The organism is Tessaracoccus bendigoensis DSM 12906, from assembly GCF_900141915.1.
Classification (GTDB): Bacteria; Actinomycetota; Actinomycetes; order Propionibacteriales; family Propionibacteriaceae; genus Arachnia; species Arachnia bendigoensis.
Genome location: NZ_FQZG01000053.1, coordinates 1 through 18,406, shown reverse-complemented (window position 1 = coordinate 18,406; position 18,406 = coordinate 1). Strand labels below are relative to the sequence as shown.

Annotated in this window: 13 protein-coding genes and 1 pseudogene; 10 read left to right on the top strand and 4 right to left on the bottom strand. The window is 66.0% G+C overall.

Translation table 11 applies throughout. The features are described 5' to 3' along the window. Positions 1-2: 2 nt before the first annotated feature. Positions 3-923: a LysR family transcriptional regulator gene (locus BUC15_RS13200; RefSeq protein WP_073189057.1), complete on the bottom strand. Its 921-nt coding sequence runs from the start codon at positions 921-923 to the stop codon at positions 3-5. A 108-nt stretch (positions 924-1,031) separates the two neighbouring features. Here BUC15_RS13200 and BUC15_RS13195 point away from each other — a divergent pair, with 108 nt between their 5' ends. The 8 genes and pseudogenes from BUC15_RS13195 to BUC15_RS13160 all read left to right on the top strand — a co-directional run bounded on the left by BUC15_RS13195 (position 1,032) and on the right by BUC15_RS13160 (position 10,893). Next, positions 1,032-1,946 carry a pseudouridine-5'-phosphate glycosidase gene (locus tag BUC15_RS13195; RefSeq protein WP_073189055.1) on the top strand — a complete coding sequence of 305 codons (915 nt, stop codon included), beginning with the start codon at positions 1,032-1,034 and terminating at the stop codon, positions 1,944-1,946. Positions 1,947-1,952: 6 nt separating this feature from the next. Next, positions 1,953-2,879 carry a carbohydrate kinase family protein gene (locus BUC15_RS13190; protein ID WP_073189053.1) on the top strand — a complete coding sequence of 309 codons (927 nt, stop codon included), beginning with the start codon at positions 1,953-1,955 and terminating at the stop codon, positions 2,877-2,879. Beyond that, positions 2,876-4,318 carry a uridine transporter UriT gene (uriT, locus tag BUC15_RS13185; protein WP_245787982.1) on the top strand — a complete coding sequence of 481 codons (1,443 nt, stop codon included), beginning with the start codon at positions 2,876-2,878 and terminating at the stop codon, positions 4,316-4,318. Before BUC15_RS13190 ends, uriT begins: the two co-directional genes overlap by 4 nt. Continuing rightward, positions 4,315-5,256 (top strand): uridine-preferring nucleoside hydrolase UriH, encoded by a 942-nt coding sequence (uriH, locus tag BUC15_RS13180; RefSeq protein ID WP_073189051.1) that lies wholly within the window; start codon positions 4,315-4,317, stop codon positions 5,254-5,256. The genes uriT and uriH overlap by 4 nt, the downstream gene beginning before the upstream one ends. A 193-nt stretch (positions 5,257-5,449) precedes the next feature. Then, on the top strand, positions 5,450-7,087 hold the full coding sequence (locus BUC15_RS13175) for an ABC transporter substrate-binding protein (protein ID WP_073189049.1): 1,638 nt from the start codon (positions 5,450-5,452) through the stop codon (positions 7,085-7,087). A 51-nt stretch (positions 7,088-7,138) separates the two neighbouring features. Next, positions 7,139-8,221: an ABC transporter permease gene (locus BUC15_RS13170; RefSeq protein ID WP_073189046.1), complete on the top strand. Its 1,083-nt coding sequence runs from the start codon at positions 7,139-7,141 to the stop codon at positions 8,219-8,221. After that, a pseudogene (locus BUC15_RS13165) lies at positions 8,181-9,134 on the top strand (ABC transporter permease); the annotation flags it as partial. The gene BUC15_RS13170 and the pseudogene BUC15_RS13165, both read left to right, overlap by 41 nt. A gap of 61 nt (positions 9,135-9,195) precedes the next feature. After that, positions 9,196-10,893: an ABC transporter ATP-binding protein gene (locus tag BUC15_RS13160; RefSeq protein ID WP_073189044.1), complete on the top strand. Its 1,698-nt coding sequence runs from the start codon at positions 9,196-9,198 to the stop codon at positions 10,891-10,893. A gap of 5 nt (positions 10,894-10,898) precedes the next feature. Here BUC15_RS13160 and gnd read toward each other — a convergent pair whose 3' ends face one another. The 3 genes from gnd to BUC15_RS13145 are packed head-to-tail and all read right to left on the bottom strand — an operon-like array spanning position 10,899 to position 13,693. Beyond that, on the bottom strand, positions 10,899-11,819 hold the full coding sequence (gene gnd / locus BUC15_RS13155) for a phosphogluconate dehydrogenase (NAD(+)-dependent, decarboxylating) (protein WP_073189042.1): 921 nt from the start codon (positions 11,817-11,819) through the stop codon (positions 10,899-10,901). Positions 11,820-11,822: 3 nt separating this feature from the next. After that, positions 11,823-13,157 (bottom strand): GntP family permease, encoded by a 1,335-nt coding sequence (locus tag BUC15_RS13150; protein WP_073189040.1) that lies wholly within the window; start codon positions 13,155-13,157, stop codon positions 11,823-11,825. A gap of 5 nt (positions 13,158-13,162) precedes the next feature. Next, the gene (locus BUC15_RS13145) at positions 13,163-13,693 is read right to left on the bottom strand and encodes a gluconokinase (protein WP_073189038.1); all 531 of its coding nucleotides are present in this window, start codon (positions 13,691-13,693) and stop codon (positions 13,163-13,165) included. A 216-nt stretch (positions 13,694-13,909) separates the two neighbouring features. Here BUC15_RS13145 and BUC15_RS13140 point away from each other — a divergent pair, with 216 nt between their 5' ends. Together BUC15_RS13140 and BUC15_RS13135 are read left to right on the top strand one after the other, a co-directional pair. Continuing rightward, positions 13,910-14,638 (top strand): FadR/GntR family transcriptional regulator, encoded by a 729-nt coding sequence (locus BUC15_RS13140; RefSeq protein WP_073189036.1) that lies wholly within the window; start codon positions 13,910-13,912, stop codon positions 14,636-14,638. 166 nt (positions 14,639-14,804) lie between these two features. After that, positions 14,805-17,948, top strand: coding sequence for a S8 family serine peptidase (locus BUC15_RS13135; RefSeq protein ID WP_084189584.1), 3,144 nt, complete (start codon positions 14,805-14,807; stop codon positions 17,946-17,948). Positions 17,949-18,406: the final 458 nt, after the last annotated feature.

Here is an 18,406-nt window from a genome sequence, read left to right as displayed (position 1 = left end):
ATCTACATCCCGGCGATCGCAGGTCTGCGTCTGCGTCGATCCGCCGTCACGGCCAGGATGATCTCTAGCACGTCGCTGACTGCGGCATTTCCTTCGCGCCACACGATCTCAAGCGGGATCTGGGCCGGCGGCTGCAAGGCGATCGAAACCAGCCCTGCACCGGCCTCCTGCTCCGCGAAATCGAGTGGGGCCAGCGCAAACGCACGCGCGTCGTCGAGGAAATAGGACCACGATCCCGAGATGCGTGACGTGCCGGTCAGCACCAGCGGGTCCAGTCCCCGGACCCGGCAGGCCTCCAACATCGCGTCGAAATAGGCGGGGTTGCGCTCGCGCGGCCACAGCAGGAGCGGAACGTTGGCAAGGCGCGCCATGTCGATATTCCTCCGGTCAGCGTGGACCAGAGCCGGGCTGACGAGGATCCGCAGTTCGTCGTCTCCGATGTGGCGTTTGATCGCTCTCGTCGGCTCCGAGAGGTGATGCCCGATGCCGATGTCGGCGCGCCCGCCGTCGACGGCGTCCACCACCTCGCCCGTCTCGACCTCGAGCGCGAGGATCCCGATCCCCAGTTCCTTGTCGTCCACCTGGCGCAGCGTCTCGGGCAGGATCCGGTTCACGATGCTCGGTGACGCGGCGATCGTGACCTGGCGGTTGGACTGCCGCCGCACCTCGGCGGCTCTGGATTCGAGGGTCGCCACCTGCGCCACAAGAGCGCGTGCCAGTGGCTCAATCTGCCTGCCCTCCTCCGTCAAGGTGGTGCCCGCCGAAGAGCGGCTGAGGAGCCTGAGCCCCAACGTCCTCTCAAGGGCCCGCAACTCCTTGCTGACGGCGGGCTGGGTCACGGACAAGCGTTGCGCCGCGTGACGGAAGTGCAGCGTGTCGCAGAGCGTCACGAAGACCTGCAACTGCGAGAGCGTCACATTCATAACTACAAGTTATCAACCGATGCCACAGCAACGCTATTCAGTCATACCAGGGATGGCTAGGTTGGTGTTTCGGGAACCCGACATCCAGCCAACGGAAGGAAGCCCCCCATGAGCAACGCGGCTCTTCGAATCTCGGACGAGGTCAAGGAAGCCCTCGCCAACGGAACCCCGGTCGTCGCCCTCGAGTCGACCATCTTCACCCACGGACTGCCCCGCCCACGCAACGTTGAGGTCGCGACGCGGGGCGAGGAGATCATCCGGGAGGCCGGCGGGGTACCCGCGACGATCGGCGTCGTACACGGCCAGCCCGTCGTCGGCCTTTCCGCCGACGAGATCAAGGAACTCGCCTACGACGACGACGTGACCAAGGCCTCCGTGCGCGACCTCTCCTACTGCGCCGTCTCGAAGAAGAACGCCGGAACCACCATCGCCGCAACCGGCCTCCTCGCCAGGGCCGCCGGGATCGACGTCTTCTCCACGGGCGGCCTCGGCGGCGTCCACCACGGGGCCGCGCAGTCGTTCGACGAATCGGCCGACATCTACTCACTCGCTGAGACTCCGATCGTGCTGGTCAGCTCCGGCGCGAAGGCGATCCTCGACATCAGCGCGACGCTGGAACGATTCGAATCGCTCAGCATTCCGGTGGTCGGCTACCGGACCGACCGGTACCCCGGCTTCTACGTCGTCGATTCGGGCCACGATCTGACCGCACGGGTCGAAAAGCCGGAAGACGTCGCCGCGATGGTCGAGACCCAGAAGGCACTGGGCATCACCAGCGCGATCCTGGTCGCGAACCCGGTCCCGGCGGATGAGCAACTCGACCCGCAGGAACTCGAGGCTGTTCTCGCCAAGGCGTGGGAGGCGGCCGAGCAGCAGGGCATCCACGGTCAGGCATCCACCCCGTTCCTGCTCGACTTCATCAGGCAGGCGACGCAGGGCCGCAGCCTCGACGCCAACGTCGCGCTCTACTACAACAACATCCGCGTCGGTGTGAGCATCGCGGCTGCTCTCGTCGGACGGTGAGGCGAGATGCTCGGCGTTATCGGTGACGTTGTCCAAGACGTCGTCGTGTGGCAGTTGGAGCAGATCAGACACGCTACGGACACCAAATCGGAAGTGCGCATGCAGCGAGGGGGCTCGGCCGCCAACGTCGCGGCGTTCGCGGCCCCCCGCTACCCCACCCGGTTCATCGGATGCATCGGTGACGATCTCGGAGGCGTGGTACTCACCACCGAACTCAAACAGCACGGCGTCGACGTACGAATGCAGGTGCGAGACGTCACCGGCATGATCGTCGTCCTCATCGACCAGGACGGTGAACGACTCATGTTCCCGAGCCGAGGCGCCTCCGCCCGGCTCGAGACGATAGATCCGGCCTGGTTCGATGGGCTTGAGCTGCTGCACATCACGGCCTATTCGTTCGAGACCGGCAGCAGCACCTCCGACGCTGTTCGTGAGGCTGTGCGCGAGGCCAAGCGTCGCGGCATCAAGGTTTCGCTGGACGTCTCGTCGACCGGCATGATCGACCACTTCGGGATTCCGGCCTTCCTGGACCTGATGGATCAGTGCCACCTGGACTTCATCTCCGCGAACCGGGATGAGAGCCTCTACCTAGGGCTTGCTGATGGGCAGAACCCCGGGCCCAACCTGGCGCGCTTCGGCGATGCCGTCCTCCTCGCCCGCCAAGGCAAGGACTCGACGAACATCTTCAAGGCGGGCCGCTTCCACGCGACCGTCCCGGTGGCCCCCGTCGACGACGTCCGCGACCTGACCGGGGCCGGGGATGCGTTCAACGCGGGCTTCCTGACCTCGTACCTGTCGGGAGATGGCGACCTGGTGTCGAACTGCCTGGCCGGGCACGCCCTGTCGGCCCGGGTCCTGTCCTGCCCCGGCGCGAGCGAGCCCAAACTCAATTCGGCCGAGAAGACCGACACCCAGAAGGAGGCCAGAGCGTGACCACAGTTCCGGAGACGGACAAGGACAAGCTGCCCCTGTCGACCGTCCTGCCGATCGTGCTCTCCTTGCTGGTGGCCATCTTCGCCTTCCAGCTCAACGCCTCAATGCTGTCGCCCGCCCTGGCCACGATGGAGAGGGAACTATCCGCGACGACTGCTGAGATCGGCCTCACCCAGACGGCCTTCTTCACCGCGGCGGCGCTGTTCTCGCTCTTCCTGCCGCGCTGGGGCGATCTGATCGGACGGCGAAAGGTGATGGTGGGCATGCTCATCGTCACCGCGGTGGGCTGCGCCATCTCTGCGGTAGCACCCTCTGTGACGGTGCTGTTCATCGGCAGGATCATCCAGGGCGCTGCCGGGCCGATCGTGCCCATGAGCCTCATCATGCTGCGCGCCGAGATTCCTAGCGGGCGCCAGTACGCGCTGCTGATGGCGATCCTCACCTCGATCAACGGTGGCATCGCCGGGGTGGACGCCCTGGCTGGAGGGTGGCTTGCCGCAAACTACGGCTTCCGGTCGATCTTCTGGGTCATGACCGTCGTGTGCACGGTCGCCGTGCTCTCGGTCCGGTTCTTCATCAAGGAGACGACCGCCAGCGAAACGCCACCGATGGACTGGAAGGGTGTCCTCCCCATCGTCGTCGCGCTCGGCGCCACACTGATAGCCCTGAACGAGGCGGGGAAACTGGCCGCGGCAAACTGGCTGCTGGTCGCCGTGCTGCTGGTGGTCGGGGCGGTTGGCTTCGTCATCTTCTGGAATGTCGAGAAACGCGTCGCTCATCCGCTGGTCTCCACGACCTACATGAAACAGCGGCGGACCTGGGCACTCCTGCTCACCACCACCTTGACCATGACAGGCGTCTTCGCCGTGATGAACGGGCTCGTCCCCAACTTGGCGCAGGATCCCAGCGTTGGCGCCGGCCTGTCCGCCGACACGGTTTCGTGGGTCACCCTCACCCCCTACGCCCTTGCCGGTCTGCTGATGGGGCCGGTCTCAGGCAAGCTGGCCGGTCGTCTCGGCTACAACCGGGTGCTCCAGATCGGGCTCATCGGAACTGCCGCGGGGCTGGGGCTAACCCTCTTCGCTGCGGGTGCACCGAGCGCGCTCCTGCTCCTGTTCGTCTCCATCTTCGTCGGCATCACCTACGCGGGCATGAGCAACATCATGCTGAACGGGCTGGGCATCGTGCTCAGCCCTGAGGACAATCCCGGGTATCTGCCTGGGATGAACTCGGGCGCGTTCAACCTCGGTGCCGGGCTCAGCTTCGCTGTGCTCTTCGCGGCATCGACCCTCATCACGGAGATGTCGGGGCCGCGTGCGGGCTACATGGGAGGCATCGCCACCGGCGCCGTCATCCTTGTTCTCGCGTTCCTGGCCTCGTTCCTGATCCCCAAACCGGCAGACCTCGACACCAAGCAAACGGAAGGCAGTAAGCCATGACACGCAAGATCATCCTGGACTGTGACCCCGGTCACGACGACGCGGTGGCCATCATCCTCGCTGGAGGCAACGACAAGATCGACCTGCTGGGGATCACCACCGTCGGCGGTAACCAGACGCTGCCGAAGGTGACCCACAACGCGCTCAGCGTGCTGAGGGTCGCACGCCTCACCGAGGTTCCGGTGTTCGCCGGGTGCGCCAGACCCCTTGTCCGTGACGTCGAGGTCGCAGAGGGCATACATGGCGACAGCGGTCTCGATGGGGTTGAGCTTCCGGAGCCGGTCACCTCGGTCGGCGACCAGCACGCCGTCGACTTCATCATCGAGACCGTCATGGCCAACGAACCGCACACCGTCACCCTGGTCCCCACGGGCCCCCTGACCAACATCGCGTTGGCCGTGCGCAAGGAACCGCGGCTGGCCGAGAGGGTGCAGGAGGTAGTGCTCATGGGCGGCGGCTACCACACGGGAAACTGGAGCGCCGTCGCCGAGTTCAACATCAAGGTCGACCCTGAGGCCGCCCACATCGTCTTCAACGAGAAGTGGCCGCTGACCATGGTCGGACTCGATCTGACGCACCAGGCGCTGGCGACGCCGGAGGTGGAAGAGGACATCCGTGGCATCGGTTCGCAGTGCAGCGAATTCGTCCTGGGGCTGTTCGGATTCTTCAGGCAGGCGTACAAGGAACAGCAGGGTTTCGACAACCCGCCGGTTCACGACCCTTGCACCATTGCGTATCTCATCGATCCGAGCGTCGTGAGCACCCGGAAGGTGCCCCTTGACGTTGAACTCAACGGAACGCTTACCGTCGGCATGACGGTGGCGGACTTCCGTGCACCGGCCCCCGACGGCTGTACGACCCAGGTCGCGGTGAAGCTGGATCACGCGGCCTTCTGGAAAATGGTCGTCGACTCGATCCGGGCCGTCGAGACCAGGTAGGCGCCACTAATCGGAACGTGATGCGCCGCCGAGCGCTTCAGGCGGCGCATCACGATTTGACAACATTTCGCCGCATCGGGTGTAGCCCTCGCCATTGGGCCGGGAATCGCTCTAGTCTCGATGCGCGACGTCCAGCACTCCCGGGGCCGGAGAAATCAGTCGCGGCCCTGGATGGACAAGGAAGGTTCGTCAAATGAGCAAAACAACAAGCCGCGGGCTGGCGCTGCTGGCCGGCGGGCTGTCCGCCGTCCTGCTGGCAGGCTGCGCACAGACGACTCCCGGCGAGACCACCGGCAGCCCCGGACCCTCTGCCGACTCCATCACGATCGGCACCACCGACAAGGTGACCTCGATCGATCCGGCAGGCAGCTACGACAACGGCTCATTCTTCGTGATGAACCAGGTCTACGGGTTCCTGATGAACACCGTGCCGGGCAGCACCGACATGACACCGCAACCGGACCTGGCAGAGTCGGGCGAGTTCACCGACCCGAGCACCTACACCGTCAAACTCAAGCCCGGCCTGAAGTTCGCGAACGGCAACGACCTGACCAGCTCCGACGTGAAGTTCTCCTTCGACCGGCAGATCACGATCGCCGACCCGAACGGGCCCTCCAGCCTGCTCGGCAACCTGGACTCGGTCAACGCGCCAGACGACACCACGGTCGAGTTCAAGCTGAAGGTTCCAAACGACCAGATCTTCCCGCAGGTGCTGACCTCGCCCGTTGGCCCGATCGTCGACGAGGAGTCCTTCCCCGCCGACAAGACCCTCGCCGACGCGGACATCGTCGCGGCCAAGCCGTGGAGCGGGCAGTACGGGATCTCGACCTACAACTTCAACCAGCTCATCGCCTACGAGGCGAACGGCGACTACCAAGGCCTCCTCGGCGCCCCGAAGACCGCGAGCGTGAACGAGAAGTTCTACGCCGACGCGTCGAACATGAAGCTCGACATCGAGCAGAACAACATCGACGTCGCGCACCGCAGCCTGTCGGCCACCGACATCGAGTCGCTGCGGGGCAACGACAAGGTCACGGTCGAGGAGGGGCCGGGCGGGGAGATCCGCTACCTGGTCTACAACTTCACGACCATGCCGTTCGGCACGGGCGCGGCCGACGCCGACCCAGCCAAGGCGACCGCCGTGCGGCAGGCCATGGCCAGCCTCATCGATCGCTCCGCCGTCAGCGAGCAGGTCTACAAGGACACCTACCAGCCGCTGTTCGCGCACATCGCCGACGGCTTCACGGGTTCGGATGAGCAGCTGAAGCCGCTCTACGGTGACGGTGAGGGCGGCCCCTCCGTCGATGCCGCGAAGAAGGCGCTGACGGACGCCGGGATCACCGATCCAGTCGCGCTGAACATCCAGTACAGCCCCGACCACTACGGCCCCAGCTCGGGCGACGAGTACGCGATGTACAAGGCTCAGCTCGAGGAGGGTGGCCTGTTCACCGTCAACCTCCAGTCGACCGAATGGGTGCAGTACTCCAAGGACCGTTCCTCCGATGTCTACCCGCTCTACCAACTGGGCTGGTTCCCGGACTTCTCCGACGCGGACAACTACCTGACGCCGTTCTTCACCAAGGAGAACTTCCTGGGCAACCACTACGACAACGCGGAGGTGCAGGCGTTGATCACGGCGCAGGCGACCGAACCAGATGCCACCAAGCGTGAGGAACTGATCAAGCAGATTCAAGACATCCTCGCCGTGGATCTGCCGACGCTGCCGCTCCTACAGGGCAAGCAGTTCGCATTCGCCGCCCAAGGCGTAACCGGGGCAGGCGAAACGCTCGATGCCTCGTTCAAGTTCCGCATCGGCGTCCTCGCCAAGTGATTCTTGGCCGGGCACCGGGAGACCACCCGGTGCCCGGCCCCCACAACCACGATGATTGAGACCCTCGAACAGGCGAACACGACCGAGCCTGCTCCCGATTCACCCAAGGGCGGCGGCAGCCTCCTGCGCTACCTCGTCGCCCGGTTCCTTCTTATCTTCCCGACGATGTTCATCCTTGTGACCGTCGTCTTCTTCCTGATGCGGATGACCGGCGACCCCATCACCGCGGCGCTCGGCGGACGGCTTCCTCCCGACCAGCTTGCGGAACGGATTCACCAGGCCGGCTACGACCGCCCCCTGATCGTCCAGTACTTCGAATACCTCGGCCAGATCGTCAGAGGCAATTTCGGTACCACCTTCACCGACAATCAACCGGTGGTGGAGATCCTCGCCAGGTACGGGTCGGCCACCGCCGAGCTGGTCGCCTACTCGCTCGTGGTCGCGATCGGCTTCGGAGTGCCGCTGGGCATGTACGCCGCGTACAAGCGCGACCGCGTCCCCGACGCCGTCCTGCGCGTGTTGGCGATCCTCGGCTACGCGACGCCGGTGTTCTTCACCGGCCTGATGCTCAAGCTCATCTTCTCGGTCCAACTCGGTTGGCTACCGGTGGCAGGCCGGATCTCGACGGCAGGCGAGCTGAAGATGCAGACGATCACCAACCCCACCCCGTTCTACCTGATCGACGCGCTGCGGCTAGGGGACCTCCAGCTGCTGGGCGACGTGGTCACTCACGCGATCCTGCCCGCCGTCGCATTGGGCCTGCTGACCGGCGGCATCTTCCTCAGGCTCGTCAGAACAAACCTGATCGGCACTCTGGAGCGACCGTTCATCGAATCCGCCCGCAGCCGCGGTGTCGCCGAGACCAGGCTGGTCCGTGCCCACGCGTTGCGCCCGGCGTTCATCCCCGTCATCACTGTCATGGGCATGCAGATCGCGCTCAGCCTCGCCGGCGCCGTGCTGACCGAGACCACATTCGAGTGGAAGGGGCTCGGCTTCATGCTCGTGCAGTACATGAGCGCCCGCGACTACGTCGCCGTCCAGGGGATCGTCATGTTGACCGCAGTGATCGTGGCCGTCGCGAACTTCGTCGTCGATGTCGTGGCAGCGTTCGTCGACCCGAGAGTGCGGTACTGAAATGACAGCCACCCCGATCGCCGACCGGCGCGACCCCTGGTACCTCCGCCTTCCCGTCGTCGCCGACCTGCGCCGCAGCGCCGGGCTCCAACGCGGGATGCTGATCGCCGGCGTGATCATGACCGGCCTGCTTCTACTCGTCGCGCTGTTCGCTCCGCTGCTGGCCCCCTACAGCTGGGCACAGACCACCGCAGACGGCGTCACCTTCGGGGCTCAGCAGCCACCGTCGGCGGCGCACCTGCTCGGCACCACCGTCTCCGGATTCGATGTCCTGAGCCGCGTCATCTGGGGCACCCGGACGGCGGTCGCGGTGATCTGCCTGGCCGTCGTCGCATCGCTGTTCATCGGGGTGCTCCTTGGGCTGGTCTCCGGATACTTCGGTGGCTGGCTGGACCGGATCCTCGTGATGATCGCCGACGCAGTCTACGCCTTCCCGTCCCTCCTGCTGGCCATCGTGTTGTCCATCGTCATCAGCGGGGGCAGATCCGGGGCGTTGGTCGGCATCCTGGCAGCCGCCATCTCGATAACCGTGGTGTTCATCCCCCAGTACTTCCGGGTGATCCGCGCCGAAACCATCCGGCTGAAGGCCGAACCGTTCGTCGAGTCGGCCAAGGTGATCGGTGCCCCCGTCAGCCGGATCCTGTTCGGCCACGTGTTCAAGAACGCCACACGGACCCTGCCCCTCATCTTCACCCTGAACGCCTCCGAGGCCATCCTCACCCTTGCAGGGCTCGGCTTCATCGGGTTCGGGATCGAGCCGACGGCGGCAGCCGAATGGGGCTACGACCTCAACCGGTCGGTGGCCGACGTCACCTCCGGCATCTGGTGGACCGCACTCTTCCCCGGCCTGGCCATCGTCATCAGCGTGCTCGGGGTGACACTCGTCGGGGAGTCCATGAACGACCTCAACGACCCGCGGCTGCGCATCAGGCGCCGCGGCAGGAAGGCCGCGGCCCGGCCCAGGAGGAGACGCGATGACTTCCGACACCGATGCCCCCGGAACGGATCCCCGGGTGCGGATCGAGCACCTGGATGTGAGCTTCGCCACCGACTCAGGCGATGTCCACGCCGTCAACGACGTGAGCCTCTACGTCGACCCTGGAGAGATCCTCGCGATCGTGGGCGAATCCGGGTCGGGCAAGACAGTCACCGCGCGTAGCATCCTCGGCCTGTTGCCGGATACCGCAGAAACCAGCGGCGCCATCTGGTTGGAGGGCACCAACGTGGTCGGGCTCTCGGCCGGCAGGATGCGCTCGGTTCGGGGTCGACAAGCCTCCATGGTCTTCCAGGAACCATCGGCCGCGTTGAATCCGGTGTTTCCGATCTGGTGGCAGTTCGCCGAGGGGCTCCGGGCCCACAACCCGAAGCTGAAACGCAAGGAATTGCGCCGTCGCATCGTCGAGGCACTCAAGCAGGTTGGGATTCCCGACGCGGAGAAGCGCCTGGATGACTACCCGCACGAGTTCTCTGGTGGCCAGAAGCAGCGGATCATCATCGCGATGGCCCTGGCCATGGGGGCCGAACTGATCATCGCCGACGAGCCGACCACCGCGCTCGACGTCACGGTGCAGGCCGAGATCCTGCAGCTGCTGCGCGACATCCGGGACACGCACGGGACCTCCATCATCCTGATCACCCACAACATGGGCGTCGTCGCCGACCTGGCCGATTCGGTCCTGGTGATGTACCGCGGCGAGGTGGTGGAGCGCGATTGGGTGCGTGAGCTGTTCGCCAACCCGCGTCACCCCTACACCAGGCAACTGCTCGCGGCCGTGCCCAGAATCGGGGTGAAGTCCGCCTCCCGCGATCTCGGCCCAGAGCATCTGGCCGAGCTGGAATCGCGCGAGCCCGTGGTGGTGGCGGAGGGGCTGGAGGTCACCTACCCCGGCCGGCTCGGCTCACCCCCCTTCCGCGCCGTCAGAGGTGTGGACTTCACCATCCACGCCGGCGAGGTGCTCGGCCTTGTCGGCGAATCCGGGTCTGGCAAGACCACCATCGGCCGCGCAATGGCCGGGTTGGAGGCCGTCACCGGCGGCTCGCTGCGGGTGCTCGGCCACGAGATGCGCGGCTTCAAGGAGCGCGCATTCAAGCCCCTGCGGCGCCAGATCGGCTTCGTGTTCCAAGACCCGTCGACCAGCTTCGACCCCCAACTGACCATCGGCGAGTGCATCGAGGAACCGATGGTCGTCCACGCCCGTGACCTGTCCGCCACGGAACGACGCGATCGGGTCGCCAAGATCCTGGAGGCCGTTGAACTCCCCCGCGAGTACTCGCGACGGTTCCCGCACGAGCTTTCGGGAGGGCAGCGTCAGAGGGTGAGTTTCGCGCGGGCCCTCGTCCTTGAGCCGACCCTTCTGATCGCCGATGAACCGACCTCGGCGCTCGACGTCTCCGTCCAGGCGACCGTGCTCGAGCTCTTCACCGAGTTGCAGCACCGGTTCGGCTTCGCATCCCTGTTCATCAGCCACGACCTCGCGGTTGTCGACATGCTCGCCCACCGGGTCGGCGTCCTGTTCCAGGGACGGCTCGTGGAATTGGGCACCGGAAGCCAGGTGATGAGCAACCCAGACGACGACTACACGCAGCGACTGTTGGCCTCACTGCCGGTGCCCGACCCCGTCGAGCAGGCGAAGCGACGAGAGTTCCTGCGCCTCGCCGCAGGCGGCTCGTGACCCCCCTATTCGGAGCGGACGATCGCGTGACCGCCGAACTGGCCCCGCAGCGCGGAGACCATCTGCATGCTGGGGCTGTTGGGCTGCCTTGAGGCGAAACGGGCGAACAGCGCCGCGGCAAGCACCGGCATCGGAACCGACTTGGAGACCGCCTCCTCCAGGGTCCAGCGACCCTCACCGGAGTCGGTGGTGTATTCGTCGACCCCGGCCAGGTCAGGGGCTTCCTCCAACGCCTTGACGAGCAGATCCAACAACCAGGACCGCACTACTGTTCCTCGGGTCCATGCCTTGAAACAGCCTGCGACGTCGGTGACCACCCCACCCGTCTGCAGCAGCTCCCAGCCCTCGGCGTAGGCGTGCATCAGGCCGTATTCGATCCCATTGTGGACCATCTTCGCGTAATGCCCGGCCCCCACCCCTCCTGCATGGGTGAAGCCCTCGCCTCGCGGCCCGGCGGGACGCAGCGCGTCGAAGATCGGCATCGCGTGAGCCACGAGGTCCGCGTCGCCACCGACCATGAGGCCATAGCCACCTTCGGCCCCCCAGACCCCGCCCGATACCCCGCAGTCCAGGTAGCCGATGCCCGTCTCCGCCAACAGCGCGGCGTTCGGCACGTCGTCGGTGTAGCGGGAGTTGCCACCCTCGATCACCAGGTCGCCCGGCTCAAGCATGGCGCCCAATTCCGAGACGGTGGCCTGCGTGGCTTCCCCTGCGGGCACCATGACCCAGACGGTGCGGGGCGCCTCGAGCCGACCGATCAGCTCCGCCAGGTCTTCGACGTCCGAGACCTCCGGGTCGCGGTCGTAGCCGACCACCTCGTGCCCGGCGGCGCGCAACCGCTGCACCATGTTGCCGCCCATGCGGCCAAGCCCGATCATTCCGATCTGCATGGTTTCCTCTTCCTGTTTGGGGTTGGTCTCGCTCATCGGTCAGACCACCAGGCTCAGCAGCATGACCGAACCGAGCCCGACGACCGAGAGCACGGTCTCCATCAACGACCAGGTCTTGAACGTTTCGCCCACCGTCATACCGAAGTACTCCTTGACCATCCAGAACCCAGCGTCGTTGACGTGGCTGAGGAACACCGATCCCGAGCCGATGGCCAACACCATCAGGGCGGCGTGGGTAGGCGGCAGGCTCGTCGCCAGAGGGGCCATGATGCCGGAGGCGGTGATCGTGGCGACGGTGGCCGATCCCGTCGCCAACCGGATCAGGACGGCGACCAACCAGCCCGCGAACAGCGGTGGAAGGGCCGCGTCGGTCAAGGCCTGGGCGATGCCGTCCGCGATGCCCGAATCCACCAGCGTCTGCTTGAACCCGCCGCCCGCACCCACGATCAGGAGGATGCCCGCGATGGGGCCGAACGCGGACCCGACCAGCTTGTTGACCTGATCGCGGGTCTTGGAGAGCATGAATCCGAGCAGCACCATGGCCGCAACCGTGGTGATGGTGAGCGCTATCAACGGCGTTCCGATGAACACGACGGCCTGCCCGAGCCCGGTCTCCTCCATGTTGAGCATCTCGACCAGGGTGCGGGCGAGCATCAAAGCGACCGGCAGCAGCACGATGGTCAGCGCCGTGAGGAAGCTGGGACGCTTGTCGTCGGCGGCCGGACCGCCGCCGCCGAGGAAGTCATCGCGGGCCTGGATGGGCACCCACCTGGCCATCACCTTGCCTAGCAGAGGACCGGAGATGATCACGCAGGGAATGGCGACAAGCAGCCCGAACCCGAGGGTGAGGCCGAGGTTCGCACCGAGCGCGTCGATGGCGATGAGCGGGCCGGGGTGGGGCGGCACCAGGCCGTGCAGCGCCGAGAGGCCGGCCAGCGCGGGGATGCCGAGCAGCACGACAGGCAGCTTGGCTCGTTTGGCCGCGAACATCACCACGGGGATCAGGATGACGACGCCGACCTCGAAGAACAGCGGGATCCCGACCACGAACGCGATCAGGGCCATCGCCCACGGCAACCGCTTCACCGGCGTCTTCGACATGATCGTGTCGACGATCACGTCCGCGCCGCCCGATGAGATCAGTAACGTTCCGATGATCGCGCCGAGCGTGATCAGCAGCCCAACACCTGCGACGGTGGAGCCGAGCCCGGTGGTGAAGCTGGTGAACAGGTCGACGTAGGGAACGCCCGCCGCGATGGCCATCACGCCAGCGCCGGCCATCAGCGACAGGAAGGGGTGGACCTTCAGCCAGACGATGAGAACCACGATGGTGGCGATGCCCCCGATGGCCGCCAGGATCAGTTGGGTAGACACTTTCTTCAGACCTCCGTTGGTTCTGCGTGGCTGTGATTGCCGAGATGGGACAGCACCAGATCGGCGATCTCGTGGACCGGCAGGGCGAGGTCGACCGTGAAACCGTCCTCGTCGTCCTCAAGCGGCTCGAGGGTTGCGAACTGCGAGGGCAGCAGTGAGGCAGGCATGAAGTGCTCGGTGCGGGAGGCCAGCCGGCCGGCCAGCAACTCCTGGCTCCCGGCGAGGTGCACAAACAGCGTCCGCCCGGGCGCGGCCCTAAGCCGGTCGCGGTAGACCCTGCGCAGCGCGGAGCAGGTGACGATCGTGGAGTTGCCCGCGTCGTCCTGCGTGGCTGTCCAGTCGACGATCAGGCGCAGCCACGGCCAGCGGTCCTCGTCGGTGAGCGGGACCCCCGAACTCATCTTGGCGATGTTTTCGGCAGGGTGCAGGTCGTCGCCTTCGGCCATCTTCCAGCCAAGCCGGTCGTGCAGCGCACCGGCGACAGTCGACTTTCCGCAGCCGGCGACCCCCATCACCACAAGGTGTGTGTTAGTCATCCTTGACCCTCCTTCTCGGCGCCTCGATGCGCCATGAGATGACTCTAAACCCTATACATACTCTTAATCAATCCCTACATCATACCTTTCTGAATATTGATCGTCTTCGATCAGGTGTCGATATGCTCAGATCGTCAAGGGGGAGTCCTGATCGGTGCCGGTCCAGGCGAAGACGCGACCACCCACGGGCGACCCCGAAGAGAACCAGGAGGACCGATGAGCACGACCGACACCGGCTCGGCCGTCCGGCACCATGCGGTCGCCCGGGAACTCGGCATCGAGATCATTGACGGCGCCTGGGAGGTCGGCTCCTCCCGCACCCTCGAAGACATCCAGTCGCGTTTCAGCGTCTCCCGGACGGTCGCCCGGGAGGCGTCGCGCCAGCTGGAGTCGATGGGCCTGGTGCGCACCCGCCGCCGCCTCGGCCTGGTCGCACAACCGCCCGCCGATTGGCGGGCGCTGGACCCGACCCTGATCGACTGGCGGCTGCATTCATCCCAGCGGGAGGACCAGATCCTCACCCTGACGCAGCTCCGGCTCGCGGTTGAACCCGCGGCCGCAGAGAGCGCGGCACGGTTCGCATCGATCCGCACCCGCGCCTCCCTGCTGCCACTGGCCGCGGAGATGCGCCGCACGGGTGAGGCGGGCGCGCTTCAGGAGTTCCTCCAGTACGACATCGAGTTCCATGCCACGCTGCTGCGCAACTGCGGCAACGAACTGTTCGCCGCGCTCAGCGACTTGGTGGCCGTCGTGCTCCAGGGCCGCACGGAGCTGGGGCTGATGCCGACCAAACCGAAGCCTGAGGCACTGGACGGCCACGAGGCCGTGGCCGAGGCGGTCTTCCGGGGCGATCCCGTAGGTGCCCGGACTGCGATGGAGGCCATCCTCGCCGAGGTCCGCGAGACGTTCAGGGCGGTGGAGGACAATCGCCCGATCGCAGAGTGAGCGCGACCGATATCTCCGGTCTCCCACTTTCAGCTAGCTCCTGGCATCACGGTCGAGTAGCACATCCCCCCTTGTCGGCCCAGAAGCGCTCATCTGCGTGGATATCGACACAACCGTCACAGGGCGCGGCTAGGTTGTTGGCGTTCAAACAAGAGGAAGGCCAACGATGGCAAGGTCCAAAAGACTTCGACGGGGCGCGGTGGCAGTTGTGGCCGCCGCCCTCGTCCTCACACCGGGGGCCGCGTCTGCCGCCCCCGGCGACGACGGCAGGGTCACGATCAGCGAAGGCTCAAAGGCGAGCCCAGATCTGACCGGACAGTTTGTGAACACGAAGAAGTGGTTCATCGAGCTGAAGGGCGAGCCGACCTCGAGCGGCGGCAGCCGAACGGTCATCAACCAGCAGCACCGGCAGTTGGAGGCCGACGCCAGGAGCGAGGGCGTCTCGATCTCCCGGAAGTTCACTTCACTGTTCAACGGTGTGACGGTGGAGGCCGACGCCGAGCAGGCACGTGCCCTCGGCGAACTCGGGGAGGTCAAGAACGTCTTCCCGGTCATCCCCGTCGCCATCCCGGAGTCCCAGGAATCCAAGCCTGCGATGTTCACGGCAGGTCAGATGACCGGCGCCGACACCGTCCGAAGCGAGCTGGGAATCACCGGTGCAGGCATCAAGGTCGGCGTCATCGATACCGGCATCGACATCGACCACCCGGATTTCGGCGGCAACGGCACCGACGGAAGCACCACCTTCCCCACCACCCGCGTGGCCTTCGGCTACGACTTCGTCGGCGACGATTACAACGCCGACCCCGCCTCCCCCTCGTTCAACCCGATCCCACGTCCCGACGGTAACCCGGACGACTGCCAGGGCCACGGCACGCACGTCGCGGGCATCGTCGGGGCCGACGGCGAGGTGACCGGGGTCGCACCGGATGTGACCTTGGGCGCCTACCGGGTATTCGGCTGCGATGGCTCGACCGATACCGACATCATTCTGGCCGCCTTGGAGCGCGCCGAGGCCGACGGCATGGACGTCGTCAACATGAGCCTCGGCGCAGGGTTCCAGTCCTGGCCGCAGTACCCGACCTCTACGGCCTCGGACCGCCTCTGGCGAAACGGGATCGTCGTGGTCGCGTCGGCCGGCAACGAGGGAGCCACCTACGGCTACCAGAACACCCAGTCGCTCGGCGCTCCCGGCGTGGCCGGGCATGCGATCGGGGTGGCCTCCTTCGACAACATCGCCGTCCGGATGAGCGAGATCGTCTTCACCCCAGCTTCGGGGGCGCCGATCTCGACCGGATACCTGCCCGCCACAGCTTCTCCCGCGATCGGCGACACGGTCAACGGTCTGGCGGTCGCTCCACTGACCGATCCGCTGGGCTGCGCTGCAGGCGGCGACGTGGCAGGCAAGATCGCGATCGTCTCACGTGGCACCTGCTCCTTCCACCAGAAGGCGGTCGCGGCACAGGAGTCCGGGGCCGAGGCACTGGTCATTTACAACAACCAGGCCGGCACGATCAACGCAACAGTCGAAGGGGACACCGAGATCACCATCCCAGTGGTCACGATCACCCAGGATGCCGGGCAGGCGATCGTCGCCGCTCTCCCGGGCGGGGTCACGGCGAGCGTCACCGGCGGTGAGGTATCCATCCCCAATCCCAACGGCGGCCTCATCTCCTCATTCTCATCCTGGGGGCTCGCCGCCGACCTGACGCTGAAGCCAGACCTCGGCGCACCTGGCGGCTCCATCTACTCCAGCTACCCGGTGGAACTGGGCTCACATGTCACTATGTCGGGCACTTCCATGTCCGCGCCGCACGTCGCTGGCGCAGTGGCCCTGCTGCTGGACGCAAACGGCGACCTCACCCCCGACGAGGTGCTCCACCGGCTGCAGAACACGGCAGCACCCGCGGTCTCCCCCGAGGCCAAGGCCGCGGGCCTTGAGGTGCTCGACGCCGCCCACCGGCAGGGTGCCGGCCTGATCCAGATCGACAAGGCCATCCTCTCCGATTCGGTGGTAAGCCCGGGCAAGATCTCGGCGGGCGAGGGCGACGACGGCCCATTCACTCAGCGTCTGACGATCAGCAACGCGGGTGATGCAGCGGTGACCTGGGAACTCTCCTACGAGGACGGCATCTCCACCGGTATCGACCCCGACGACGACGAGGAATGGCAGAACGCGCCGGACCTGACGATCGAGGAGGCCGAGGTCACCTTCTCCTCACCCGAAGTGACCGTCCCAGCTGGTGGCACCGCCACCGTCGACGTCACCGTCGCGGCTCCCGCCGATGCCCGCGAGGGCACGCAGTATTCGGGCTTCGTCCAGCTCACCTCCGATGAGGGCGGCGCCACCTTGAGCGTGCCGTTCGCCGGCATGGCGGGCGACTACGGAAACCTGAATCTGTTCCCATCCCTCGGGTTGGGGCTGCCCGCCGTGGTCGAGGTCGACTGCGGAATCTGGGACGATCAGCAGTGCGTCGACCCGGAAGCCGAGTTCGCCCCCGCCGCCGCAGGCAAGGTGTTCAAGGGCAACGGAGACAATCCTTCTGTCGCGCTGCACTTGGCCTACCCGGCACGGAGCCTGACCTTGGAGGTCCTCAAGGCAGATGCCTCCGGGCAGCCGGTGGAGTCGAGCGCCAGCCGGGTGTTCAAGTCCGACTACGTCGGTCGTTCGGGGAGCCTTGATCTGTACTCGTGGGACGGTCGGGTCCGGGCCGAGTCCGGCCTGATGGTCGCCGCCGCCCCCGGCAAGTACGTGCTCCGCTTCACCGCGGAGGAGGCCGACGGCGATGGCGGTGAGCAGGTCTGGACCTCTGACGCGTTCCAGTACGGCGTCGTCGCTCCCAAGCCGACGCCGACTCCGTCGGTTCCGGTTCCGACCCAGCCGCCGGTCGTCCAGGACGTGTACAACACGCCCGGGTACCACAACGTCAACGGGCGACGTTGGCTGACGACGTGCGAGAAGTACTCGAAGACCACCCGTTGCCGCACGTCCATCTGGGCGACGACGGTGGCCCAGGTCGACGGCCGGTTCGTCAACACCAACGGGTGGGTGTTCAACAACCTCACCTACCTGCCTGGGATGACGCGGGCGCAGTGGGCGGGCAACCCGCTCGGCCACAACGGGAGCTGGATCGGCAGCGACGGCCGCAAGTGGCGCACCGAGTGCGACACCGCCGCGACCGGCCGCAACGGGTGTCGCACGTTCATCACCGCGAGCGTGATCTCGGGCACGCAGGGTGCTGATGGAAAGTTCACCTACAGGTGGGTGACGAAGGAGATCTTGAACAACATGGTTCGGTTCAAGATCTGACAGGTTGAATCTGCCGCTGGGCCCGACCCCCTTGATTGGGGGTCGGGCCCTTGCCGGTTGGACCACCTCGCGGGTCGGTTGAGCCGCCGGTTGAGCCGCCTTGCGAGGGACGAGCGAGGCGTGTCGAAACCACCTGGCACACGGTGCAGAATCCTGGCCACCGATTCTTGAGATTGAGACACCGAGACATCGAGGCTTTGCGCAGGAACCCAACCCCAAACCCTCACCCCTACCCAGGTCAGTCATTGACGATGCCGTCCTCGAAGCCGGACCGGAACCCGGCAGGAATCGTTACCGTTTCGTTATCTTCCACGGCAGTCGGGGCAGGGGTTTCTGTCAGACCCTCCCGAAACAATAGAACACATGAACCAAACGATGCGGGAAGCTGGGCGGCAGGTCATCACTGCCGGCTACGACCAGACCCGCATCCTGGATGCCACCCGACAAGCCCAAACACT